We start from the raw sequence: 26264 nt of genomic DNA on the forward strand, positions 1-26264 counted from the left end.
TCTTAGTTTTGTTCACTACAAACAACCCAGTATACACTCAGGCTGATTAAACTATTTCTCAGGAATTCATCATTTTCAAGTAGTATGAGGGAGTTAACAAAAAAGATTTTATATTTCAGCTCTAAAAGAATACCAGTCATAAAGACTGGTATTCATCATCTGTTAAGGCTTTTCACTATTTGCTAAACGCTGTTCAATCGCATCCAATACCGCAGGTAAGTCAGCAATACTATCAATTACATAATGTGCACCTGAAGCATTCATTTTTGCGTATGCTTTTTCTTTTAAACTTAGTTGTTCAGACGCTGAAAGTGCAGACCACTCTTCGAAGCTTAGCCCCACTTCATTCCCACTGACGGCCAAGCCCACAGTCCAACAACCAGCGTTTAAACCTTCTTCGATGCCGACCACTGTATCATCCACTTTCACCACAGTTTTAATATCTAACACATCAAGTTCGATTAAGTTTTTCCACAACATTTCAGGATATGGACGGCCATGTTTCACATCACTGGCTGTAATAGTACAGTCAGGCACATAACCTTGATCAGCTGCATCTTGCACCAATTGACCAATCATCATCGAAGCATAACCAGTATTACTGCCAATTTTTGCACCACGGGCACGAATATCAGCAAATGCGTCTAATGCACCCGGAATCAATTTTGAGCAGCTTGGGATGCTTTTCAATTGGTATGGAATAAAGTCCTGATATAAACGGTCAATATCCGCCACAGTCACTTCAGCACCATGTGCCTGCTTCCACGCATCTGCAACACGAGGCATTTTCAAAACTGCCGCAACGTGATCGCGTTTTTCCAAACCCATTGGTGCACGTGCTTCTTCAATTGAAATTTCAACTTTATTATCTGCAAATAAAGCCATAAATGCCAAAATGGGTGCGCGTGAACCAAAATCTACTGTTGTACCTGCCCAATCAAAAACCACGGCTTGTAATGCTGAATTTGAAGTGTTCATAAGGTTATCCTATTCATTTCTCAAAGTTAAAAATAGCTGTCTTGCGTAAGTTAAATTTTGCGTAATATTTAATTTTTAATGGCAGCGCCCGCTCCTTTTAAAAGGAGAGCTAGGAAGAGGATTTATAATCTCCCCATCCTAACCTCCGCCCTGAGCCATAAATGGCACAAGAAAAGGAACTGTGAACTCCAATCAAATACGATAGTGCTCAATCGCTGTTAAAAGCCGTTCAATATCATCTAAATAAACCTCTCCGATATTGCCGATACGGAAGCAATTTAAGTCGGTGACTTTGCCGGGATAGATTACAAACCCTGCTTGTTTCAAATTTTCATACAAGGCTTGGAAGCTAAAATCGGCTTCATTTGGATATAAAAATGTAGTGATAATTGGAGATTGTGGTACATCTTGATCTAAGACCATTTCAAAACCAAGCGCTTGCATACCTGCGGCTAAACGTTGTTGATTATTGAAATAACGCTGATAACGTGCGGTTACTCCGCCTTCTTGTTCTAATTCTAAAAGTGCTTGATAAAAAGCATGCACCACATGAGTTGGCGAAGTAAAACGCCATTTACCATTATGCTGTTCCATGGTGTTCCATTGGTCATAAAGGTCTAAACTGACTGAACAAGCCAAACCTTTGCACGCTTGTAATTGCTCACGTTTTGCCAAAATAAAACCAAAGCCAGGTACGCCTTGGATGCATTTATTGGCACTTGAAATCAAGAAATCAATTTCGAGCACTGCAATGTCCATTGGCACGCCACCAAAAGAACTCATCGCATCGACAATCCACACTTTGTTTTTGGCTTTGACAATGCGCCCAATCGCTTGAATTGGGTTTAATAAACCAGTGGTGGTTTCGCAATGCACACATGACACATGAGTGATATTGTCATCTTCAAGTGCTTTTTCGATATCAGCCAGTTGAGGGATTTGCATTTCAGGGTAACGTAATTCCACCACGTGAATTTTCAAACACCGAGCCATTTGCACCATGCGTGCGCCATATGCCCCGTTATTGATAATTAAAATTTTGCCATCCTTTGGAATCGCCGAACCTAACACGGATTCTACAGAGAAACTCCCACTGCCTTGCATCAACACAGCACTATATTGTTCAGGTTTTGCAGTTGCCAACGCCACCAAACGACTGCGGATCTCCTGAACCAATGCGTTATATTCTTTGTCCCAAGTACACCAATCACGTTGCATCACACGACGCACACTTTTCGATGTAGACAATGGTCCTGGTGTCAACAGTAAGTATTTATTTTCAACATCGTGTTCAATTGTGTTTGCAAGTTCAATTTGTGCGTTCATTTCGCCTAACCTTTGTTCAATTTCATACAGTATAAATAAATCTGGTTTAAACCAGATTACAAAATATAATTTTCTAACATTTCTTTCATAAATCCTGCGCCTGTGGTCATGCCTTTGCCTGCAATCGCACTGGCAAGGAAAATATTGGTTTCAGCTTCCATCACACAAGCCAATTCCGTAGGATGAGTCAGGTAATAACCGTTCCAACGAGATTCAATTTCAGGTAGTTCTAAGCCAATATTTTCTTTGCAATATTGCAAAATGAATTGGTTAATTTCTTCACGTTGATTAAATTGTGGTAGGTCTTCAATTGGATAATATTCATGGCTATCGCCCAAAATAATTTGTCCGAATTCATTTTGTTTGATCAGGATATGAATACCGTATTTTTCAACTAAACCGATTTGCGATTCATTGCGTAAATCTTGATGACTTGGGCAAATCTCAAAAGCGGGGTAACGAGAGATCGACAATCCTGAATAAATCGAAGCTTTGAGATTGACTTTTAGCGGTTTGGTTAATGCCATTTGCAAAGTACAACGCAATAAACCTTTTTGTTGTAAGAGCTCGGGATACAACAATTGTGTCTCTTCACCATGACAAATCATGACTTTATTTGCGGTAAATGTTTGACCTGATGCCAAGCGAATATGCGCCATGCCTTGGTCAAATTTCGTCAGTACCACAGAAGCATTGCAATGAATTTGTACACCAAGTTTTTCGGCATATTGCAACAAACGCAGTCCCACCAAATGTGGCTCAACTGAATAATCCTCATGAAATACCATACCGCCACGTAGCGCAGTTTTTGGGTTTAAATAAGTATATTGATCAAACAGTTGCTGCTTAGACAATAGACTTACAGGAATCTGATAATCAGCTGCAGCTTGAGCAAACTCGTTTAATACTTGCCATTCAAGTTCAGTATTCGCAAGATACAAGCCATTTCGCTGTTGAAATGAAATATCAGTTTGTGCCTGAATCCGTTGATAAAATTGACGGGTTGCCAAAGCATATTCACGCCATTTCGCATCAGGACGGCTTAGCGTCGAAGTCCCAACCATGCCAAAGTTACGGCGAGTCGCACCTATAGGTTGTGCATATTTTTCAAAGACTTGTACCTTTAAGCCTTGCTCTGCCGCTTGGATCGCAGCCGATAATCCTAAAATGCCTGCACCGACAATAATTAAGTCAAATTGTGCTGTATTCATTGTCTTTTCCACCTTATCTACTTTTTTTAGCACGCAAAATCCCCAGCGCCTAAAAGAAAGCGTTCAATTCAAATGGTTTAGTTAATTAAAAGATTGACTGAAAGATCAATTTGTTATGAATGTGTTTGCCCACGCCAACGTTGTGTTGACACCATCATTTTCCGAGTGAATAACCAATGCAGCAACTTGACTGCACATGAGGTGAGTAAAATCAAAATACTCATCGCCACAGCTGCCACGGTATCACCTGCATCATCCATATTCAGCACCGCCACCGATGCCAAATTGGTATCAGGTGAATAAAGGAAAATCGCAGCTGAAACAGTAGTCATGGCATTGACAAATAAATACACCAACACATCACACAGCGCAGGAAAGGTTAAAGGCAAATATACTTTGCGAAACATTGTCCAATGTGAAGATCCTAAACTTTGTGCAGCATGATCAAGTTGATTCGGGATCTGTTGAATCGCATGCGTTAAGGTCAAATGTGGCACAGTGTAATAATGAATAATGGTTGAAATCACCAACAGCGTCATCGTACCGTAAACGAAAGACACAGGATTTTGCGGTGCATTAAAGAACAAGATATAAGCAATACCCAACACCAAGCCAGGCACAGCCAAAGGTAATAACACCAAGACTTTTACATAGTTTTTAAGTAAAGGATGTGCTTTAAAACGGGTACTAAATAAGGCAATGATGAAAATTATCATCGTACCGAAAACTGTACTGAACAATGCCAATTTGATTGAGTTAAAATAACTTGCCCAACCACCACCATCAACATAGTCAAAACGATAATGATTTAAGGTCATTGACAAATCATAGGGCCAATAGCGAATGAATGATGCGAGAATCGCAGTCACAATAATCAGTAAAATACCGCCTGAAATCACCCCACAAAATACAGTTAATGCTTTTTCAATTCGAGGATTGGCACGCAAACGATAAGGCTGAATTTGGAAATTTTGATAGCGTTCCTGATGACGACTTTGGTATCGATCAAAAATGAATGCCAACACCGCAGGACAGAGCAACAAAATCGAAATGACGGCACCCATGTTCATATTTTGTTGACCAATGATCTGCTTATACACATCCAACGCCATCATATTGAATGAGCCGCCAATCACTTTAGGAATCCCGAAATCGGTAATGACATAAGTAAATGCCACAAGACAGGCACTGACTAAACCATAACGAATCGCAGGAAAAGTCACAGCCCAATGGGTTTGTAGTGTATTTTTTCCTAAAGCATGAGAAGCCTCAATCAAATGTTGATCAATATGGCGAAATGCACCCATCATCAACATGACCATGGCAGGAAATAGCCAAAAGCAATAACTGATCAAAATGCCTAGTGGACCATAAATTTCCACCTCGCCCAGCATGCCCTTAAAAACACCTTGCTGACCAAACAAATACACCAAAGCCAATGAAGGCAAAAGTGAAGGCGCAAGAATCGGTAAAAATGCCACGGTTTTAAAGAAAGCTTTGCCTCGAATATTGCAATTGATCAATGCAAAAGCATAAACACTTGCCAAGCTCACCGTAATCAACATGGCTGTAATGGCGATCCACATCGAATTAAAAATCGATGAGATTAATGCTGGATTGGAAAAATAAGCTGTAAAGTTATCCAACCCGACAAATTGATGCTGTTCATTTAAAAATGCGCTTTGCATCAATACGATTAAGGGAGCAATCAAACTCAAGGTGAATAGAATTGCTGCGACAAACAACACCGCACTTGAACGCAAAGAATAACGAAAACGATGTACTGTTTGACTACTTAATAAAGCATCTGCGGCAGACTGATTTAACATCTCGCATGCCCTCGTGAATCAAACACATGTAAGTCACGAATCGGCACTTGCAGATACATTGCATCTTGCACAACCGCCATATGTTGGTGATCCACATCAACTTGCAACATATTGTCATCGGCCTGATTTTGGTTTTGCACCACGCAGAATAAACGACGTTTTGCGCCTAAAAACTCAGTATTGACAATACGTACAGCTAAATTTAAATATTCAGTAGAAGATTCATTTCCAGCAACTAATTTGACATTTTCAGGTCGAAAAGCAATTTCATAATGTTCATCTTGGGCAAAGTTTAAATGTGGAAATTCAATAAGAGAATGCTCATTCATTTTTAAACGATGCGTATCGACCGCCACTGTCTGTATAAAATTCATCGAACCAATAAACTGTGCTACAAAACGAGTTTGCGGTTTGTAATAAATATTATGTGGCGTCTCGAGTTGTTCAATCACACCTTTATTCATCACCGCCACACGGTCAGAAATACTTAACGCCTCTTCCTGATCATGCGTAACCATGATCGCAGGCAAATTTAATTGACATTGAATGGTACGAATTTTTTGGCGGAGGTTTAAACGTACCAACGCATCCAAAGCGGACAAAGGTTCATCCAACAATAAAACATCAGGATTGGGCGCAATCGCACGGGCTAAAGCCACACGCTGTTGCTGACCACCTGACAATTGATTGGGATATTTTTCCGCAATATTGGGCAATTCAATTAAGTTTAATAATTCATTGATACGAAATTGAATCTCTTGCGCTGACCAGTGTTTTTTATGCAAACCAAATGCAATATTTTCCGCCACAGTTAAGTTTGGAAAGAGTGCATAGTTTTGGAAAACAATGCCACATTTACGTTTTGCAGTATTAAAATGGGTAATATCAATTTGTTGTTTAATCACTTTGCCATAATCAGGCTGTTCAAGCCCAGCAATGATGCGTAGCAATGTTGTTTTACCACAACCTGATGGACCTAAAAAGCTAACAAATTCACCTGCTTTCAGGTCAAGGTTAATGTGTTCCAAGACACGGCTTGAACCAAAAGATTTTTGAATATCCATCACTTCAAGCACTATTTTTGATTCTGCCATTTTAAATGTTCTTAAAGTTGAGAGCAGATGCCCTGCCGATTTTGGCATGGCTTGCCCTGTCCTACTATTTTGTAAATGCGATGGAATTTGCATACTGCACCTAGTTTTTAATCGTTAATTTTGAATAACTGATTCTGAATAGCTTTTTGTGTGTATATGATTCAATTACTTTTCAAATTTTGCTGACCATTGTTTTAGAATTGATTCACGCTGTTCAGCTGCCCAATAAAAATCATTCTTTACCAATTGCTGCGCAAGATTTTTTGGGAAGTCTTGGTTTTTGCTGTGAACATTTTGATGTGCCACCATTGAAAAATTTTGTGCATAAGCTTCATTGGCAGCTTGGCTAATGCTCCAATCAATAAACTTTTCTGCGCTGCTGAGTTTTTTCGTACCTTTGACAATGGCTGAGGCTTCCATTTCCCAACCTAGCCCCTCTTTCGGATAGACAATTTCTAAAGGCGCACCACGTGATTTCAACTTAAAGCCCGGATAACCAAACGAAACTCCAATGACCGTTTCACCCTGAGCCGCCATCTTGCAAGGCTTCGAGCCTGAATGCACATATTGAGAAATGTTTTTATCGAGTGCCTGCATATATTGCCAAGCTTGCTTTTCACCAAAAATTTGCATCCATGCAGTCACATCCAAATAGCCTGTACCACTCGATGCCGGATTTGGCATCACGATTAACCCTTTATAAATTGGTTTAGTCAGGTCTTGCCATGTTTGCGGAATCGGTAGTTTTTTCTTTTCCAATTCAACAGTATTGACACAAATAGCTGACTCCCAAGCGGTCATGCCTGTCCATGTTGGAATGTCTTTTTGGCTATAAAAATCGGTTTTAAGTTGTTCGACATGCTTCGGGCGATACGGTTGCAATAAGTCTTTTTTTTCCATGACCAATAAACTGGTCAAAGCAAGTCCCATCACCACATCGGCTTGTGGATTCTTTTGTTCTGCTAATAATTTTGCGGTGATCACACCTGTCGAGTCACGCACCCATTTTACTTTTAATTCAGGATGTGCTTTGCGTAATTCCCATTGATAACGCTTTAATTGATCAGCTTCAACCGCGGTATAGACCGTGATTTGCTCAGTATCATTCGAGGTTGAAGACGTGGTGCATGCCGTGCTGACACAAGCAAATAAAATACTTGTGCCCATGGCGAGGAGCTTTTTTTGCTGCTGTTTTAGATACGGGCTCATTATGACATTCCTAACGAATGCTGCTTCTTGATAGCCTGTATTTCAACAAAAGTTTATGACAATTTAATTAATCTGGTTTAAACCAGATTAATTATTTTAATTCTTTATCATGACGCTTCAAAATGCAAATCGAGTACATCATGTAACCAATATTCTTGGTCAACATCGGTAATTACTCCATTTTGATCGCAGTTGGTACGGCAAATATATAACCCCATACTACCAACATTGACATGCAAAGCTTTGGCTTGTTGTTCTGACAATACCGTTGGATAGAGATTAATATGTGCTCGGGTCAATTGCCGTTGATAGTGCTCTGCCATCAATCTCGTAATAGAACCTTCTAATTGTTGTTCTAAGAATTGAGGAAATAAACTTGCATTGATACGTAAATGCTCAACTACCGCAGGACGACCATTGATACTACGACGTCGCCACATCGAATAAATATCATCACCCACCGAAATTTTTAAATGTGCTGCATCCCAAGAGGTCGCTTGCAGCAATTCCGCAGAAATCAATTCCGTACTTGGTACACCCCCTTGCTCAGTCACATATTGGTTAAAACTTTTAGTCGATTGCGGGCGGTAAATAATTCGTGGCGCACGAACAAACCAACCACGGCGATCTAAACGATAAATCAGACCATCCATTTCCAAAGCCAATAATGCTTCTCGAACTGCGACACGTGTGGTAGCAAATTGTTCCATCACCACACGTTCTGAAGCGAGTTTGGTATTGGCACTCCATTGCCCAGACTCAATCTCATGGGCAATAGCATCTCGAATGGCAATATATTTGGGAATACGTGGAGAAGTCTTTTCTTGAACAGGCATACACATTTATTTTTTGAAAATTTCTTCTAATATACTCAAATATCGTGTCTAAGCGATGACATTTTTAAAATAAGCATAGTTCATACACAAATTTTATGTTTTAAAAAGCTCATCTTTTGATGAGCTTTTTGAGATCACAATGAAATGTGTTGAGTCTAATAGACTCATCTTTTTTCTCAAAGAATCACTTATTTGTTTTGTTTGGCATCTCCATATTTGAATGATCCATATCTTTCATTGAAGAAGGCATATTGGTCATTTTTGAATGATCCATTTGTGACATTTCTGAAGCGTTTCCATGCTGATGTTGCGTTGAGTTATTTGTTTGAGTTTTAGGATCAATGTTTGTTTTACAATTTTTTTCACATTTCTTTTGTTTTTTGTCTATTGGCTATTCATCGACTGTTCTAGTCAATACTTTATCTTCATCCTCATGTGCCCATGTTTGAACTGTGGTCATTAAAGGACCCATACAGATTAAAGCTGTTACACTTCGACTAAGTACATTTTTCATGAGTTTCTCTCAGATTAAGTTTGTTGACTTTTACAATAAAATAATTTGCCAAACTTTAAAGTGACGTGAAAATGATATTTTAGTCAGCCATAATTATATGAGCATTTATAAAGCGATCTACAGCATATGATCACCGTATAAGGACTTTGGTGTTCTACTCATTTAATCAACTCAAAATGGGGGTTTTCCGAACAATTTGATTTTTTCTATAAAAAGAAAGCCAATGTTCATTTTAATGCCACATCAATTCGCTAAATTATTTCATTAAAAGACGGAACTAAAAAATTTAGGTGCTATCCTTTCTACCGAGAATGCACTGACATTTAAAAACACAAAAGAACTTATTATCATTTTAAAATATAGGAATTATATAGAATAATTCATAGCTTTCCTTATTATTAAGCAATGATTTTAAAGGAGTTTATAGAATGATATTGACAAATAATCAGATTTTTAATTTATCTATTTTCTTTATTTTTATCATTTATTTAACTATTGAGAATGTACATGCTGAAGGGAATTGTCCTTCAGGCTATTATCCTGTAGGTGGACAAGGTGTTCAAGGTTGCGCACCTATTCCAGGTGGAGGAAGTGGTGGATATACGAATCAAAATCCAACTTTGTATCCTATGATTGAAACATTATGGGGTGCGATTGCAGAGGATAAAAGTAAAGGCTTAAAAGGGCGTCCAATTGGTTTTACAAGAAATTTTAAATCTAAAGATGAGGCACAAGCAAAAGCATTAAAAGCGTGTCAACAGGATGGCGGACAAAAATGTGAAGTATCTAAAACCTATTCTAATCGCTGTGTTGCTATAGCTGATCCAATTAATGATGGTCAAAAATCAAAAATTTTACTGGATTTTTCAGAGGATGGGGCTAAAAAAGGTGCATTAGTGTTTTGTTTAAGTGAAAATTTACAGCCTTGTCGTATTGTATATTCTGGCTGTAGTCTCGGATACTAGCACTAACAAAAACATAATTTACTGGTTCATACCCCAAATAATGATTTTGCCTTTATTAATCTGCATAAAGGCAAAACAACCGTATGCCAGAAACACTACTTGGACTTTAAACCACGGTAATTTTTTGTTGCAGAATCTATTTTCAGTAATTTGGCTTATCAACTCGAATTATAGCTATTGCGCTCTATATGTAATTAAAAAATAAAATGATAATTGATCTATTCCATTTCTTAATTTCAACGTATTCGTCATGTTTGTCCGATGTATCATTAAAATGGTTAAAAATATGAGCGATATCCAATTTCCATAAAGGAAATCAATAAGTAATACATTTTGAATTACAAGTTCCAAAAAGGAACTTTACTATATATTATAAACTTTGAAAAATATTGGATAACCAAAATGAAAAAAATTGCTCACCAAATTCTACGAAAGCCTTTTTTTGGAAGATTCGAAGTACCTTGGATTTGGCCTCAAGCTATTTCTAAAGAAGACTGGGAGGCTGTCACTATTCCCTTAACTGGCCAGCAAACACTCGCGGGCTACTGGAAAACTGCACCAGCAGCAAAAGCAACTTTAGTACTTGCTCATCCAATGGGAAAAGCGGCTAAAGCATTTTGGCTCCGTTACGGACATGCGGATCTATTTTTAAAAAATGGTTATAACGTACTTATTTATGATGCTAATGGTTTTGGAGAAAGTGAAGGATTCTCATTTGACTATCCCAATGATGTATATCATGCAGGGATATATGCTCAAAAGCGGACACCCGAATTAAATGTAGGTTTAATTGGTGCGTCATTTGGTGCGGCTTGGGGACTATGCTCATTAGCAAAAGATGGACACCCATATAAAATTGCAGTATTTGAAGGCGCATTTCCGACCTTACCAGAATTCTGGAAACATTATCCAGTCGCTCATGCAATGCTCATGGTATCAAATACAGTGCTACCAAAACTTAATCAGGAACTCAATCCGTTAGCAAAATCTACACAGGTAAAATATCAACCACCCATCTTATTAATGTATGGAGAAAAAGATATTTATACCCCACCCGAGTTTGGCCACCGGCTTAAAGTAGGGCTCGACCATGTAACAAAAGTAGAAATTAAAATCTTCGCGGATGCAGAACATACTTATATTTACCGAGATTTCCCTGAACAATATTCAGAATGCGTAATACCCTTTTTAAAGCAGCATTTTGCTTAGAAACGGTTTTATTACAAACCTATCTCTAAAGGCTTATTCAGCACGATGATTCTTATATGAATAAGCCTGCAACTAAAATCGATGGAAAAATATTTTGTCCAGTTTGGAATAGCTCTGGATGTCGCTATTCGCTGAGATTGCGATCAATACAATAGCAGCCAAATGTTGCATAGCGCCATCAATAGACTTGAGTAGTCATCAGCTAAAATTTTGAATAGTTCCAAATTTGTGTTAAATAAAAAGGGAATCAAACTATTCGTTTGATTCCCTTTAAGATATTTGGCGGAAGCGGTGTCCGTCTAACAATAGTCCTAAGCAATCCAAATAAATGCTATAAAAATATATTATTCAAATACTTAATAATTATATCATCCTAATCCATCTTGTCTAATCCTACCATTTCCAGTATTTTATGAGGGGTAGGTTGAGGGGTAAATCAAAGGCATGCCAAAGAAATCCAAAGAGCTTTCTGCACTCAGTGTAGCAAGAATTAAAGAGACTGGTCGATACCACGTAGGCGGTGTTGATGGTCTTTGTTTAAATATCGAGGGAGATTCCCGTGTCTGGATTTTACGTGCCGTTGTGGGAAAACGTCTGGATAAAAATGGAAAATTAAAACCTCATCGCCGTGATATTGGTATTGGTCCATACCCTGAAGTTTCTTTAGCTGAAGCTCGTGCCAAAGCCACTGAATTAAAATTACAAATACGAAGTGGTATTGATCCAATTGTCCATCAACAGGAACAGCTTGCAAAGCTTCATGTTCAGCAACTACGGAACAAAACATTCATGGAATGTGCAAAAGTTGTTATTGGCAATAAAACCCGTGAACTCAAAAATGAAAAACATATTGGACAATGGTCATCGACACTAGAAACTTATATTTACCCAACTTTGGGCAATCTTACTATTGGTAACATTACTAAAGCCGAAATTGCTGAAGTTTTAAGACCTATTTGGGTTGAGAAAAACGAAACAGCCAAACGTATCCGTGGTCGTATAGAAACCATTTTTGATTATGCCAAGGCTATGGGATATTTTGAGGGTGACAACCCTGCTGAATGGAAAGGTAATCTTGAACCAATCTTGGGTAACTTAAAGCAGGAATCACGCCCTCACCCATCCCTGCCTTATGAACAAGTTGCTGAGTTCATCCATCATCTAAGACAGAAAAAAGGAATTTCACCTAAAGCTTTGGGATTTGCAATTTTAACCGCCTGTCGTTCTGGTGAGATTTTTGGGGCGAAATGGCAGGAAATTGATTTTAAGAATAAGGTCTGGATTATTCCTAAAGAACGGATGAAAGCCGATAAAGAGCATCGTGTACCTTTGTCTGAAGAAGCCATTACGTTGCTTGAATCAATTCAAGAATATAGCCAACCACAAGATTTCATTTTTCCAGCTCCACGTTCTGGAGAAATGCTTTCTGATATGTCATTAACCACATTGATCAAACGAATGCATGAACAAAAGCTTAAAGAAAATGGCTTAGGCTATATTGATCCTAAACAAAATCGGGTGATTACTACGCATGGTTTTCGTTCCACATTCCGTGACTGGTCGGCAGATAAAACTAATTACGATCGTGCAGTATGTGAACATGTGTTAGCACATAAATTGCCAGATAAAGTTGAAGCTTCTTATCTACGTGGAAATTATCTAGGAAAGCGTAAAGGTTTAATGGCTGATTGGGCAGAGTATTGCTCTACGCTTACACAATGACGTAATACATAGACCTTGTATTTAACCCAACCAAATAATAATCTTATTCTTTAATATTTATCATTGAGCCAACATGTCAATACAAACTATAAGCAGTACCATAACAAGATTAAATAAGGAGTTAGCAGATATTACCCATCGAATGAGCTTAGAACAGAAAAAGGGAGCTGATATAATTTCTAAAATTTTACAAATTCAAAATTCTATCGGGAAGACAACTAGCCCTTCTACATTAAAAACAAAGTTAACAGAAATTAGTCGGAAAGAACAAGAAAACGCTCGAATACAATCAAAACTTTCAGACTTGCAAAAGAAGAAAACTGATATTGACAATAAGCTACTGAAAGAAAAACAGAACCTTATAAAAGAAGAAATACTGGAAAGAAAAAAATTAGAGGCTCTGACTAAAAAACATCAGAAAGACGAAATTGAACATCAAAAGAAACTGAAACGTGAAATTGATGCTATTAAGGCTTCTACCCAATACATTACTGATGTTTCAATACCATCTTACAACAATACAATACCTGAGATTGAACCAGAATATGATTTGTTTATTTCACACGCTTCAGAAGATAAAGAAGATTTTGTCAGACCACTTGCAGAGACATTACAGCAACTTGGAGTAAAAGTTTGGTACGACGAATTCACGTTAAAAGTTGGGGATAGTTTGCGTCGTAAAATTGATAGTGGTCTCCGAAACTCTAAATACGGTACCGTTGTTCTTTCAACTGACTTTATAAAAAAAGACTGGACCAACTATGAACTTGATGGCTTAGTAGCCCGTGAAATGAATGGTCACAAAATGATTCTACCGATTTGGCACAGAATTACTAAAAATGATGTTTTAGATTATAGTCCGAATTTAGCTGATAAAGTCGCCTTAAATACTTCTGTAAATAGTATTGAGGAAATTGCCCATCAATTAGCTGATGTCATCTTAAATCGATAAGCACCTTCTAAGAGTTAAAATTTTGACTGAGATTTACAAAGAACCTAATTCTCAGTCAACTTTTGCACACCCTGCAATTTAAACAATTTTTTTGATAAGTAGTACTAAACTCACAAATATTGAAGTGTGCTGAAACAATATATAACCAAATAATTTATATAAAATCATAAACTTAAAAAACAACTGCTCTTTAGTCATTTCCGCACTTTAATATTTCTTCTGATATAAGAAATCACTTCTTTGTATTTGCCCTTTAATTTTTTATATGTAATATATTAAACAAATAAGTTGAGTATATTACATGAAAATATCCTTACTCATATCCTCATTGCCTACGCAGAACACAACCACTCGTATGAGAGTCTGGCGATCTCTCAAAGCAAGTGGCGCAGCAATTCTAAGAGATGGGGTCTACTTACTCCCTATTTCGCATAGTGAAAAGTTTGACCCTATTGCTAATGATGTTATTTCAGAACAAGGAACTGCTTATGTGTTTCATGCTGAGCAACCCTTAAATCTTGAACTTGCTCCTTTCTTCAATCGAAAAGAAGAATACGACACTCTCTATAAACAACTTTCTGAGTTAAGAGATCGACAGACTAAAGATGAAAAGAAAGAGCTACTCAAGCAAGTTCGTAAACTGAGAAAAAGTATCGATGCGCTTGTAGAAATTGACTTCTACCCCGATGAGACTCAAGCACAGGTTTTAAATGAGCTATCTTCATTAGAACTTTCAATTGCACGTCTTGGTGAAGTGAATGAGCCTCAAGCGATACAAGCTCATATTCAACTTCTAGATAAAGCTAGTTATCAAAACAGAATTTGGGCAACACGTAAAAGACCTTGGATTGATCGTCTAGCCTCTGCATGGCTAATAAAGACATTTATTGATACCTCACCAACATTCATTTGGTTAGAAATGCCAAGTGACTGCCCAGAAGCAGCATTAGGATTCGATTTTGATGGTGCAACTTTCAGTCATGTCAATCATTGGGTGACCTTCGAAGTTCTTTTACATAGTTTTAATTTAGAAACACCTGCATTAAAGAAAATTGCTGAAATTGTTCATTACTTAGATGTCGGTGGAATTGAGCCTCCCGAAGCAATCGGTATTGAAAAGGTTATTCAAGGAATTAGAAGCCAGATAAGTGACGATGACCACCTATTTGCCTTATCAAATCACATTTTCGATGGCTTATATGCCAACCTATAAAGAGAATAATCATGGAACAAGAACAAGCCGCTGTACATGAAGAACCAGCACAGCCAGTTCATTTTTGGCAAGCTTTCTTATTTTGGCTTAAATTGGGGTTTATTAGTTTTGGTGGACCAGCGGGGCAAATCGCTGTTATGCACCAAGAACTCGTTGAACAAAAACGTTGGATTTCTGAAAAGCGTTTTTTACATGCTCTCAACTACTGCATGTTACTGCCTGGGCCTGAAGCACAACAATTAGCAACCTATATCGGTTGGTTGATGCATAGAACCGTTGGTGGATTAGTTGCAGGAATCCTTTTTGTATTACCCTCTCTATTTATCCTGATTGGTCTGTCATGGGTCTATGTAAAATTTGGTGATGTTCCTATTATTGCAGGTCTTTTTTATGGGATTAAACCAGCTGTTGTTGCTATCGTTTTTCATGCGACATATCGGATTGGTAGCCGATCGTTGAAAAATAAGTTTTTATGGGCAATCGCTGCGCTTGCATTCATCTCTATATTTTTCTTTAACTTGCCATTCCCCTTAATCGTTCTAACGGCTGCGATCATTGGATATTTAGCAAGTAAAAAATATCCAAGCGTTTTTACAGGCGGAGGTTCACATCAGCAAGGTAAAAAAGATTATGGTCCCGCATTAATTGATGATGATACACCTACCCCAGAACATGCCATATTTAGTTGGAAACATTTAGCTAAGATACTTTTGATTGGAGCAATCCTATGGCTTGCCCCAATTTTCAGTTTGGTTTTAACGCTTGGTTGGGATCATGCTTATACTCAAATGGCTTGGTTCTTTACAAAAGCTGCTTTGCTCACATTTGGTGGTGCTTATGCAGTATTACCTTATGTTTATCAAGGTGCTGTTAATTTTTATGGTTGGTTGAGTCCAACACAAATGATCGATGGTTTAGCCCTTGGAGAAAGCACCCCAGGTCCTCTGATCATGGTTGTTGCGTTTGTAGGATTCTTAGGTGGCTTTAATCATGCTCTGTTAGGCAATGATCATCTGTTCTTGGCAGGTGCGTTGGGTGCTGTGATTGTGACTTGGTTTACTTTCCTGTTTTCTTTCATTTTTATTCTAGCTGGTGCTCCAGTGATTGAATCAACCCACAATGAATTAAAATTTACTGCACCTTTGACGGCAATCACTGCCGCTGTTGTTGGTGTAATTTTAAATCTTGCACTTTTCTTCAGTTACCACGTTTTATGGCCAAATGGATTCGATCATCCATTCAACTATGAAGCAATGGTTATTGCGATTGCAGCATTCATCGCCTTGTTCCATTTTGAAGTCAAAGTCATGTATGTCATTTTAGCTTCGGCATTCTGTGGTTTGATTTTGTACATTGGTGCGTAAACTTATAATTTTTAATAAAAAAGGAAGCTTAGCTTCCTTTTTTTATACCATTAGTGGCAGTGACGATCCCCTGTTTTACTATTCGTGTGGCATCCTGAAGAATCAGTACCACCTGAATGAGCAAAAGCATTTGTTACCGCAAGCCCCATTAAACATACCAAGATTAGTTTTTTCATATTGTTTCCCTTTTTATTGAACGATAAAACAAGTTTGAAATTGTACAACAAACAAACGATTTACTTCTAAGCCATTAGTCGAAAAGAATTATTTAGGCCATTTTTGATGATGGTCATCAATCACATACTCATGCACATGTACACCATTAATTTGATGCTGAATCACATGTTCGTGGTCTGCGGGTAAATCATCATGGCTATGTGCTAGAAAATCTTCATCTTTAGTTGTCCATAAGCATAATGCAAGAATGAGAGCAATAATCGCAATAACAGCCATCGGAATAAAAGTCTGTAATGTGCCTATATTCGTACTCAACCATCCAACCAATGGATAAGTGATCAGCCAACAAGCATGAGAGAAAGCAAATTGGGCGGCAAACAATGATGTTCTATTCTCACTTGATGCAGACTTACGAATCAAGCGACCTGTAGGTGTTTGTGAAACTGAATATCCAATACCAAGGACAAACCAAAGTGCTAACAAACCATTATAAGATGCAATCAAAGAACCACTGAATAGTCCAATGACAAGAATTGTTGTTCCCGTCAACATGACTGATCTATCAGGAAATTTATCCAATATCTTTGGTAAAACAAAAGCAGATAACATTGACCCAAGTCCAAAAAGACCAAATGCCCATGTCGTTGCATTTTCGGTAAGTTTAAATGTCGATTGAACCAATACAACAGTATTTACAATCACAACAGCACTCGCCGAAGCAATAGCTAAATTTAAAGCAAGCAACGCCTTAAGTCTCGGCGTATTAAAATAAATTTTAGCTCCCTGCTTTATACGGCTATAAACACCTCTAAACTCAGGCACTTTGGCGACTGGTAATTTTGCACTTACCACAAACAAAGCAGAACCGATAAAACCTAATACTGTTCCTAAAAACAGATTATGGTAGCTCATGACAGTGAGTAAGAAACCTGCCAACATTGGGCTGATAATGTTTTCTAAATCATAGGCTAGTCGAGACAATGACAAAGCATTGGTATAGTCTTTTTCTTCAGGCAGAACATCTGGAATCATTGCCTGAAATGTTGGCGTAAATGCAGCAGATGCAGATTGCAGAATAAAAATGAGAATATAGATTTGCCAGATTTGTGTCACAAATGGTAGGCACAAAGCTGTTAATGCTCGGATAATATCTAATCCAACCAATACCTGTTTTCTTGGTAAGCGCTCTGCAAATGCTGATGCTATAGGTGCTACACCGATATAAGCAATCATCTTAATTGCCAAAGCAATACCAAGAACTTGAGCAGCTTCTCCCTTGGCAATATCGTATGCCTGTAAAGCTAGGGCGATCGTGATTAACCCTGTTCCAATGAGTGCAATCACTTGGGCCAAGAACAAATGCCGATATGTGGTATTTTTTAGTACTTCTAGCATTTTATGGATTCCTTTTTAGAATCTGACATCTATAACGATTAAATCTCCTTGGAAGACTATTCCAAGGAGATTGATTAAAGCTTAAAAGACTTTCTTCATTTCACTAAACTGTCCTTCTACAAGTAGAGTTACAGTCACTGGATTTTCTGTACGGTTACGCCAGAACCAACCATGTTTACCATCAAAAGCTGCTTTTAAGACACCTTGTTGAGTTGTCTCATTCTTGCCTTTTCCATAGCCATGATAGAACCCTTTAGGGGCATTTACGGGATCACCATGAGTATCATAGTTAAGACCACCTCCTACAGCTTTCCAATCAAAGTTGACACTTGCACTTTGTGGCATTGTTAGTTTTACCTCTGTTGCCTGCCCAGGTTTTAACTCAATACTAATGCTCTCTTTATTAATCGCAGGCATGGTCATCTGAACAGTATCAATTGCCGTTTGAGTCGGAGTTTCTACTGACATTTCTTCAGCACTATTCACTACCTGTTGAGCATTGAGACCATTCACTGATTCTTGAGCGAGTGATTGTTTGATTTCACCCATTTTCGTTAAGCCAAGCACTTTACCTATACCCGTCGGATCAATCGCATACTCCGCAGGCATGACACAGGTAACCAACACGACCACAGCACTAACGGCAGCTATCGCTGTTGATTTAATTAACTTTCTTGATGAAGGTAATTCGATATCTTTTGGAATTTCAGCGTTATACATAATTTAGATCCTTATTGAGTAATGAAGCCAGTAAGTTGATAGCCAACAAGTAAAAAACCGAGGAACATGAGGAAGACATTGCTTTGATAGGCTGTTTTAAAGAAATACGATGTCTTTCTCCAAAACGTCATCAATAACATGATGATGCACAGAGCCATAAACTGACCTAATTCAACCCCAATATTGAATGAGATTAAATTTGCCAACAGTCCATCACTCGGAACTTCATACTCCTGAATTTTTACTGCGAGTCCAAAACCATGAATCAGACCAAAAATTAAAGTCGCTACTTTCGTGTTTGGTTGAAAACCAAACCAACGCTGATAAGCCCCCAAGTTATCAAGAGCCTTATAAACAATTGAAAAACCAATGATTGCATCAATGATGTAAGCATTTATCGAGATATTGTAATAAACACCCACGAGCATGGTAATCGAATGCCCAAGTGCAAATAGGCTGACGTACAAGCCGATATCTTTCATTCGATATAAAAAGAAGATAATGCCAACAAGAAATAATAAATGGTCATATCCAGTGACCATATGCTTAGCACCCAAATAGATGAATGGAATCACATGAACGCCATAAATTTCTTGAATGTAGCCCTTATCACCTTCTGCTACACCATGAGCAAAAAGTGTAGGACTTGCCAATGTAATGAATAAAGTAAGTAATCGCTTTATGTAAGCACTTAATTTCACAATGTGTGAATCAATAATTTGCATGTATATCAAACTCCAAAATTTAAAATGAATTGAAAATCCATTCACTTTTTGGGCGGTTTAAAAATACGGCTTATCATCAAAAAAACATATTCTTTACACCAATCTAGAATCGATATCCCCTTTAATAGATGAGCTAAAGCAATCGATTTAAGTACGTCATAACCAACAAAATGTTCATAGTAGTTATCCTGATGACCATGTGAATGTTGTTGGCTGACCTCATGATGATGAGAATGAATTGCGTCAATTGAAACGTGTCTCTGAAATTCATTTTCAGTTACATGCTCATTAAAGTGCAAACATAAAGCGAGACTGATCATGCAGACTAGCCACATCATCACAAATTTGCTTTGTTTATCTCGCAATATATTTGTCATTAAAGATGCCCCTAAACAACCTGTTCAGTAGCATCGTTTGATTTTCTTGACCAACCTTGGTTAAACCACACATATAAGGTCGGCAAAATAATCAAAGTCAGTAAGGTTGATGAAATAATCCCACCAATAACGACAGTTGCAATTGGACGTTGAACTTCAGAACCAATACCTACGTTTAAAGCCATTGGGATAAAGCCTAGAGAAGCCACTAAGGCTGTAATCAACACAGGGCGAAGTCGTTCCATTGCACCATGTCTCACCGCATCAATGACACTTTCCCCTTGCACTCGAAGCCTTTGAATGGCAGAAACAAGAACTAAGCCATTCAGCACAGCCACACCTGACAATGCGATAAAGCCGACGGCAGCAGAAATTGAGAATGGAATATCCCGTAAAGCTAAAGCGATCACACCACCTGTTAATGCAAATGGTACGCCTGTGAATACCAAGACACTGTTTCTAACATTACCTAAAGCCATGTAGATCATGGCAAAGATCAGAATTAAAGCAATTGGAACAACAACCATGAGTCGATTCGATGCAGACTCCATTTGTTCAAATGTACCCCCCCAAGTCAGCCAGTAGCCTTCTGGTAATTTAAAATCTGCATTCAGCTTAGATTGTGCTTCTGCAATGTAACTACCAATATCTGTACCACGGACATTTGCTGTGATGACGATACGACGCTTACCATTCTCACGAGAAATTTGGTTTGGTCCTTGAACATTTTTTAACTCGATCAATTCTGATAAAAGTACACTTGAACCATCAGGCAGATTCACAGGAACTTGATAGAGTTTTTCTAAGTCTGTGACAGAGTTTTGATCCATTCGAACAACAATATCGAACTTTCGATCACCTTCAAATACCTTACCTGCTGTCTCACCAGTGATGAGGCTAGAAACCTGTTGCTGTACATCCTCAGCATCAAGCCCATAGTTGGCAATCATGTCTTTTTTCAGCTCGACAGATACCATGGGTAAACCCGTCATCTGTTCAACTTTCAAGTCAGCAGTACCATTCACTCCCTCTAAAATTTTAGCGGCAGCGTTTGCTGATTCAAGTAGTTGACCTAGATCATCACCATATATTTTCACAGCAACATCGGTACGGACACCTGAAATAAGTTCGTTAAAGCGCATTTGAATCGGCTGAGTGAACTCGTAATTATTTCCATAAACACCTTTAGCTACTCGTTCAATATCTGCAACGACTTCCGCTTTTGGTTTCTTTGGATTTGGCCACTCGCTACGTGGCTTCAACATGACAAAGTTATCAGCCACATTGGGTGGAACTGGGTCAGTGGCGATTTCTGCTGTTCCAACTTTGGCAAACATGGTCTGAACTTCAGAAATTTTCACAATTTCTTTTTCAAGCGTGTATTGCATTTCAACGGCTTGAGTTAATGAAGTACCTGGGATACGCAAAGCATGTAATGCCACATCCCCCTCATCTAAAGAAGGTATAAATTCTGAACCTAAACGAGTTGAAAGACTTGCACTGAATATAAAGAATATTGAGACAAAGGCGATCAGTAAATATCTGTGATTTAAAGACCAATCTAAAATTGGGCTATACAATTTCTTAATAAAATGAACAATCTTTGACTCTTCTTCTTTAATTTCACCTGTAGTAACTAATGCCACCATTGCAGGGACAAACGTAATTGACAGAATCATTGCACCAACTAAAGCCATAACTACCGTTGCAGCCATTGGTGTAAACATCTTGCCTTCAACACCAGTCAAAGTCATCACAGGCAGATAAACCAAAATAATGATCAATTGACCATAAAGAATCGCTTTTCGAGATTCCTTTGTTGCTTCAAACACAGTCGTAAAACGTTCTTTTTGAGTCAGAATACGTCCTAACTCTTTTTGCTTCATGGCTAATTTAGCGAGAGATGCCTCGACAATAACCACCGCACCATCAACAATAATTCCGAAATCGAGTGCACCTAAACTCATTAAATTGGCACTGATCTTTTGGTTAACCATGCCTGTAATTGTCATCAACATGGATAATGGAATCACCATCGCCGTAATCAAGGCTGCTCGGAAATGTCCAAGAAAAAGAAAAAGTACCACAATGACCAGAATTGCACCTTCAAGTAAATTCTTCTTCACTGTCTGAATCGTTGCATCAACTAAAGTTGTTCGGTTGTAGACTGCTTTCGCTTCAACACCTTCAGGTAGCGACTTTTGAACCTGTTGTAGCTTTTGATCTACAGCATGAGCAACATTTCGAGAGTTTTCGCCAATAAGCATGAACGCTGTACCCAGTACAATTTCTTGCCCATCTTTGGTCGCAGCACCTGTCCGTAATTCATGACCAATCGATATTTTTGCAACGTCTTTCAATCTGAGGATATAACCATTGCTCGTCGTGATCGGAATATTTTGGATTTGTTCAATCGAGTTAATTTGAGAATCAGAACGGATTAAATACTGCTCACCATTTTTCTCAATGTACCCTGAACCTTTGTTCATGCTGTTCTTAGAGATCGCCTCTAAAATAGCTTTCTGATCCAGCCCTATACTACGCAAATAAGCATAATCAGGTTGAACAACAAATTGTTTTAGATAGCCACCAATAGTATTGATTTCATTCACACCCTCTACATTTCGAAGCTGAGGTTTAATGACCCAATCTTGCAAGGTTCTTAATTCAGTGGGTGAAAGTGGGTTTAGACTATTCTTGGCATTCTCAACTGTATACATGAAGATCTCGCCAAGCCCTGTAGAAACAGGTCCCATTGAAGTCGATATGCCGCTTGGTAGTGTTGGTGTCACGCCTTGCAATTTTTCATTGACAATTTGACGGGCAAAATAGATGTCCGTCCCCTCCTTGAATATCGCCGTGACCTGAGATAAACCGTATCTCGACACAGAACGTGTATATTCAAGATTAGGGATACCTGCCAAAGCTGTTTCAATCGGGTAAGTGACTTGTGACTCCATCTCCATAGGAGACAAGCCTTGTGCTTCACTGTTGATTTGGACTTGTACATTTGTGATATCAGGAACAGCATCAATAGGTAGTTTAAAATAGTTATAAACACCCAATGCAGCTACGAATAGGAAGACGATCAGTACAAGCCAACGATTCTTAATCGAAAGCTTAACAATTTGGTCAAACATAGTACTACCCCTTAATGATCATGAGTAGCGCCAGATTTACCTAGCTCTGCTTTTAATAAATAAGAATTGCCTGCCGCATAAACCTGACCTGCTTTTAAGCCTGACTTAACTTCAACAAACCCGTTATATTTTTCACCCAACTCTAATGGACGTGCTTCAAAATCATTGCCTACACGAATGAACACCACATCCCAATCACGGAAGTTTTGTAAAGCATCTTCACGAACCACCATAGGCTTCAAGCTTTGATTTTCAAAAATATGTGCGGTGATCAATTGACCTGAACGCCATTTAAATTGGTTGGCAATTTCAACAAAGACTTGAGCAGTACGTGTTTTTGGATCAATGATATCACTGATGTATTTGATCGTCCCCAATGCTTCTTCTGTGCCTGATTGAATTTGAGGTTTTACAGTCACCTTAGCATTCGGGTTAATTGTATTCAGCTTATCCGCAGGAACATTGACTACTGCAAGTAACTGAGATGTATTGGCAATTTTAAATATTGGCGAAGCTGGTGTGACATTTGATCCAACTGCCCCTAGCACTTGTAAGACTGTGCCAGACATCGCAGCCCGAACTTCAATTGTACCGTTGCCTGAACCACCATAAGAGCTGATTAAATTGTTCAGTTCATTGGCACGAATCTGAGCATTATCAAATTCACGCTTTGCATTAATGTAGTCAATTTCAGGCGATACTCGTTTTTGAAATAACGTTCGCTCTTGCTCCATCTTTTTACGTGCAAATTGCAAATTATCTACTGCAATAGAACGCTCAGCATTTAAGCGGATCAAGTCTTGGCTTTGTACTGTAGCTAATAAATCACCTTGACTTACTTTATCGCCAATCGTGCGATATGTTTTGATGAGTGTTCCACTTGCTTTCGGTGTGATAAAACTTTCAAAATTATCAGGGAACTTCAATTCTCCCTTTAACTCTAAAGCATTTTCAAACATCATGGATTCAACTTTTAGGAGCTCTAAACCACTGCTCTTGATACTACTGTCCAACATGGTGACACGACCTTCTTTGGTGTCCCATTTCCACGTATGTTTTTTACCTTGATAATCAACGTTGACAATCATTAAAAATGAATGTGGTTCATAGACAATTTCATTACCGATCAAGTAATCACTCTCTGGTTTAAATTGAATATTTTGCTCTGCATCCAAACGTTTGATGTAGACATTTGCCGTTAATGCTTCAGGTTTAAGCGGTTTATCTTTGAAATACCCATAAACACGGAGATGTGGTTCTACGCCCTGCTCAAAGATTTTCACTTCCGCTGAGAAATCGCCATCACGATATAAACGTCCACCATGAGGTCCTTTCTCGTCACCTGCTACTGCAACTTTTACTTCTGTTGCTTCCCCATGTGCTGAAGAAGACTGAGTCTTTTGACCTGTCTTGTACCATGCCACAGCACATAACACGACAAGCAAGGCAATAATGCCCGTAGCCATTAAAGTATTGGTTGGTTTATTCATATTCTTGCCCTTATTCTTGATCTAAATGAGTAATGTAGTTGCGCTCGACTTCTGCAATTTCTGTCTGCAAAGCCAACCACAAATCGAATCGAGCAAGATGTTTGTCTAACCAAATTTGCTTAATGCTATTGAACTCAAGTAACGAGTTTTTCCCTGCTTGGTATCCCATCTCTGCAATGCGAAGACTTTCATTGGTTGCGGGCAAAACGGTTTGATCATATTGGTGGATCACATCGATTAAGTTAGAAACCTCAATGGACTTGTTTTCCAGTTCAATTTTAGAATTACGGCTAACCCATACAGACTGCGTTTCAGCTTTCATCTGTTCCGCTTGGGCAATCGCAATATTGCCTTTATTTCGGTTGAAGATATTGAGTGGTATTGAGGTTGAAACTTGGAATACCTTGTCATTGGTTTCTTGATAGTTTTTGACCCCAACACCCAAAGTGATATCAGGTATTGCTTCTTTACGAGCGAGTTCAAATTGTGTCTTTTTCAATTTTGAACTCAGAAACGCTTCTTGCTCAGCCAAACTAATTTTGTCTGTGAAATTAAAACTTAGAGGAACTTCTAAAGCGTTACTTGGTAGATTCGATGTGAACTTAGAGCACAGATTCTTCTGAAACTGCCCCTTTTTCACTTCATTTTGATAACGTAGTTTTGATTCAGATGAAAGTGCTGCACTGAGCTGAGCATCCGAAGGAATGACTCGCCCAAACTTGAGCCTTTCCGAAAGAACATTGGCTTGTCTTGCATTAAACTTGCTTTCTGTTGAATAAACTTCAGCACGTTGAGTTGCCACATACCAGTTCGCCATACAGATTCTTAAATCTGCTTTGAGTTCAGCCTGACGCTTTGCTATTTCGAACTGATTACGATCACCTTGAAAACTCGCAATTTGCTTTCTCAAGGAGAGTTTATTACTAAGAGGAATCTCTTGTGACAACCCTAACAAGGTTGTTGAGCCATCCAAACCCTTCAATTTGGAATTACCAAGATTATCCAACTCCACATTGAAAGTAGGATTATTTAATCTGCCAGCAAACTTTTGGTTGATTTCATAAGCTTGCTCGGACTGCTGTAGGCTATTGAGTACAGCATCACTTGCGATAACCTGCTTTTGTAGTTCAGCATAATTCGTTTCCGCAAATGCGTTTGCTGCCGTTACTACAAAACCACAGCTAAGGAATAGCTGATAAATTTTAGACATGACTTTACCTATACAAAAAAATGAATAATTATTTTTTGTATATAAAAATCAATTTCTTAGAACAATAAGAGCTTTTGTATAGGTATAAGAATTACGTAAAATAAATATTCTTTTTCTAAAGTCAAATACCCGAATCTGATGTTCAGATAACTTTAGGAACAGAAAAATAAGAGCAGTGATAAAACTTAGAATAAACACAGGGTCTATGCTTAGATCACTATCAGAAGAAATAGGCTTCACCGAGTGATGGTAGATTGGCTCATCAAAATTCTTCCAAGTGTGTGTTTCTACATCATGATCAGTCATACTTGTAAAAGAATCACCTGAGTGCTGCAAAGACCAATGACTTGATGCATCATCTTCCACAACAATACTTAATTCATGTTGGTGTTCAATATTTTCAAGTAAAACAGGTGCCCACGCATGAACTCCCGTAATTGTTATCGTAAACAAAAACAGGATAAATGCGAGTATAAGCTTAGACAACCTACTTGAACGCATGACGATGGACATACTTCTGATTTGCTAACAAAATACTAAAAAGCGTTATTAAAGTAAATCCATCTCTCAGATATTCTAGAAGTGAATATCTTCTTATCTACAGACCA

The 26264-nt window shown here is 38.3% G+C and carries 23 protein-coding genes; 6 read left to right on the forward strand and 17 right to left on the reverse strand.

The features are described from left to right. Positions 1–162: 162 nt before the first annotated feature. The 8 genes from phnX to ACZ5QH_RS15345 all read right to left on the reverse strand — a co-directional run bounded on the left by phnX (position 163) and on the right by ACZ5QH_RS15345 (position 8997). A complete protein-coding gene (gene phnX / locus ACZ5QH_RS15310; RefSeq protein ID WP_303578035.1) occupies positions 163–978 on the reverse strand; it encodes a phosphonoacetaldehyde hydrolase in 816 nt (271 codons plus the stop codon). A 192-nt stretch (positions 979–1170) separates the two neighbouring features. Then, positions 1171–2304: a 2-aminoethylphosphonate--pyruvate transaminase gene (gene phnW, locus ACZ5QH_RS15315; RefSeq protein WP_303578034.1), complete on the reverse strand. Its 1134-nt coding sequence runs from the start codon at positions 2302–2304 to the stop codon at positions 1171–1173. Between the two features lie 56 nt (positions 2305–2360). After that, positions 2361–3515, reverse strand: coding sequence for a TIGR03364 family FAD-dependent oxidoreductase (locus tag ACZ5QH_RS15320; protein WP_303578033.1), 1155 nt, complete (start codon positions 3513–3515; stop codon positions 2361–2363). Between the two features lie 113 nt (positions 3516–3628). Next, positions 3629–5344, reverse strand: a complete 1716-nt coding sequence (locus ACZ5QH_RS15325; RefSeq protein WP_303578032.1) for a putative 2-aminoethylphosphonate ABC transporter permease subunit — start codon at positions 5342–5344, stop codon at positions 3629–3631. Continuing rightward, the gene (locus ACZ5QH_RS15330) at positions 5338–6531 is read right to left on the reverse strand and encodes an ABC transporter ATP-binding protein (protein ID WP_303578031.1); all 1194 of its coding nucleotides are present in this window, start codon (positions 6529–6531) and stop codon (positions 5338–5340) included. The genes ACZ5QH_RS15325 and ACZ5QH_RS15330 overlap by 7 nt, the downstream gene beginning before the upstream one ends. Positions 6532–6603: 72 nt before the next feature. Continuing rightward, on the reverse strand, positions 6604–7605 hold the full coding sequence (locus ACZ5QH_RS15335; protein WP_419761949.1) for a putative 2-aminoethylphosphonate ABC transporter substrate-binding protein: 1002 nt from the start codon (positions 7603–7605) through the stop codon (positions 6604–6606). Between the two features lie 149 nt (positions 7606–7754). Continuing rightward, on the reverse strand, positions 7755–8489 hold the full coding sequence (locus tag ACZ5QH_RS15340) for a UTRA domain-containing protein (RefSeq protein WP_419761947.1): 735 nt from the start codon (positions 8487–8489) through the stop codon (positions 7755–7757). 385 nt (positions 8490–8874) lie between these two features. Continuing rightward, complete coding sequence (locus ACZ5QH_RS15345) at positions 8875–8997, reverse strand: hypothetical protein (RefSeq protein WP_303578028.1); 123 nt, start codon at positions 8995–8997, stop codon at positions 8875–8877. 428 nt (positions 8998–9425) lie between these two features. On the opposite strand from ACZ5QH_RS15345, the gene ACZ5QH_RS15350 reads away from it, so the two are divergent. The 6 genes from ACZ5QH_RS15350 (at position 9426) to chrA (ending at position 16422) form a co-directional block, all read left to right on the forward strand. Beyond that, positions 9426–9962 carry a DUF4189 domain-containing protein gene (locus tag ACZ5QH_RS15350; RefSeq protein ID WP_004822976.1) on the forward strand — a complete coding sequence of 179 codons (537 nt, stop codon included), beginning with the start codon at positions 9426–9428 and terminating at the stop codon, positions 9960–9962. A gap of 402 nt (positions 9963–10364) precedes the next feature. After that, entirely contained in the window at positions 10365–11171 is an 807-nt protein-coding gene (locus ACZ5QH_RS15355; RefSeq protein WP_303578027.1) for an alpha/beta hydrolase, read from the forward strand. A gap of 444 nt (positions 11172–11615) precedes the next feature. Next, on the forward strand, positions 11616–12893 hold the full coding sequence (locus tag ACZ5QH_RS15360; RefSeq protein WP_005058260.1) for a tyrosine-type recombinase/integrase: 1278 nt from the start codon (positions 11616–11618) through the stop codon (positions 12891–12893). Between the two features lie 73 nt (positions 12894–12966). Then, on the forward strand, positions 12967–13845 hold the full coding sequence (locus tag ACZ5QH_RS15365) for a toll/interleukin-1 receptor domain-containing protein (RefSeq protein ID WP_005058259.1): 879 nt from the start codon (positions 12967–12969) through the stop codon (positions 13843–13845). A gap of 301 nt (positions 13846–14146) precedes the next feature. Beyond that, a complete protein-coding gene (locus ACZ5QH_RS15370; protein WP_005150545.1) occupies positions 14147–15058 on the forward strand; it encodes a chromate resistance protein ChrB domain-containing protein in 912 nt (303 codons plus the stop codon). Between the two features lie 11 nt (positions 15059–15069). Next, the gene (gene chrA / locus ACZ5QH_RS15375; protein ID WP_005058256.1) at positions 15070–16422 is read left to right on the forward strand and encodes a chromate efflux transporter; all 1353 of its coding nucleotides are present in this window, start codon (positions 15070–15072) and stop codon (positions 16420–16422) included. Positions 16423–16472: 50 nt separating this feature from the next. Here the strand turns inward: chrA and ACZ5QH_RS15380 are convergent, their stop codons facing one another. The 9 genes from ACZ5QH_RS15380 to ACZ5QH_RS15420 form a co-directional block, all read right to left on the reverse strand. After that, on the reverse strand, positions 16473–16598 hold the full coding sequence (locus ACZ5QH_RS15380) for a YHYH domain-containing protein (protein ID WP_000733641.1): 126 nt from the start codon (positions 16596–16598) through the stop codon (positions 16473–16475). Between the two features lie 88 nt (positions 16599–16686). After that, positions 16687–17994, reverse strand: coding sequence for an MFS transporter (locus ACZ5QH_RS15385; protein WP_005058254.1), 1308 nt, complete (start codon positions 17992–17994; stop codon positions 16687–16689). An 81-nt stretch (positions 17995–18075) separates the two neighbouring features. After that, positions 18076–18714: a hypothetical protein gene (locus ACZ5QH_RS15390; protein WP_005058253.1), complete on the reverse strand. Its 639-nt coding sequence runs from the start codon at positions 18712–18714 to the stop codon at positions 18076–18078. A gap of 11 nt (positions 18715–18725) precedes the next feature. Then, positions 18726–19439 (reverse strand): HupE/UreJ family protein, encoded by a 714-nt coding sequence (locus ACZ5QH_RS15395; RefSeq protein ID WP_005058251.1) that lies wholly within the window; start codon positions 19437–19439, stop codon positions 18726–18728. Between the two features lie 41 nt (positions 19440–19480). Then, positions 19481–19816, reverse strand: coding sequence for a hypothetical protein (locus tag ACZ5QH_RS15400; protein ID WP_005058248.1), 336 nt, complete (start codon positions 19814–19816; stop codon positions 19481–19483). Positions 19817–19827: 11 nt separating this feature from the next. Beyond that, the gene (locus tag ACZ5QH_RS15405) at positions 19828–22956 is read right to left on the reverse strand and encodes an efflux RND transporter permease subunit (protein ID WP_005058246.1); all 3129 of its coding nucleotides are present in this window, start codon (positions 22954–22956) and stop codon (positions 19828–19830) included. Between the two features lie 11 nt (positions 22957–22967). Then, the gene (locus ACZ5QH_RS15410) at positions 22968–24446 is read right to left on the reverse strand and encodes an efflux RND transporter periplasmic adaptor subunit (protein WP_005058244.1); all 1479 of its coding nucleotides are present in this window, start codon (positions 24444–24446) and stop codon (positions 22968–22970) included. Between the two features lie 10 nt (positions 24447–24456). Continuing rightward, positions 24457–25656 carry a TolC family protein gene (locus tag ACZ5QH_RS15415; RefSeq protein WP_005150543.1) on the reverse strand — a complete coding sequence of 400 codons (1200 nt, stop codon included), beginning with the start codon at positions 25654–25656 and terminating at the stop codon, positions 24457–24459. 48 nt (positions 25657–25704) lie between these two features. Then, positions 25705–26157 (reverse strand): hypothetical protein, encoded by a 453-nt coding sequence (locus ACZ5QH_RS15420; protein ID WP_005058242.1) that lies wholly within the window; start codon positions 26155–26157, stop codon positions 25705–25707. Positions 26158–26264: the final 107 nt, after the last annotated feature.

This window comes from Acinetobacter sp. Ac8 (assembly GCF_055392545.1).